This is a genomic window from Oleiphilus sp. HI0061, from assembly GCF_001635675.1.
This window is the reverse complement of the sequence record NZ_LWFE01000749.1, coordinates 1-439: the sequence shown is the minus strand read 5'-3', so window position 1 is coordinate 439 and position 439 is coordinate 1. Positions and strand designations below refer to the sequence as shown.

Annotated in this window: 1 protein-coding gene; it reads left to right on the top strand. The window is 46.9% G+C overall.

The window, feature by feature from the left end; translation table 11 throughout:
- A partial coding sequence (locus tag A3735_RS09225) for an acyl-CoA dehydrogenase family protein (protein WP_197485790.1) occupies positions 1-439 on the top strand: 439 nt, incomplete at both ends.

Genomic DNA, 439 nt, shown 5'->3' with positions numbered 1-439 from the left:
AAGGAATGGGCTTCATGATGCAAATGATGCAATTCCAGGAAGAACGTATGTTTGGTGCGGCAAATATCATCAAAGCTCTGGAACGCTGCGTAAACAGCACTATCGATTACTGTAAGCAACGAGAGACCTTCGGTCAGCCTCTGATTAATAATCAGGTAATTCACTTCCGCTTTGCAGAATTACAAACTGAAATCGAAGCCCTTCGAGCCCTGACTTATCAGGCAGTTGAAGGTTATATCAACAAGCAGGATGTCAGCAAGCTTGCTTCTATGGCGAAGCTAAAAGCAGGCCGCTTGGGCCGAGAAGTAACCGATTCTTGTTTACAATATTGGGGTGGCATGGGTTACATGTGGGACAACGAAGTATCTCGCGCCATGCGTGACGTACGCCTAGTATCTACTGGCGGCGGTGCAGATGAAATCATGCTCGGCATTATCTG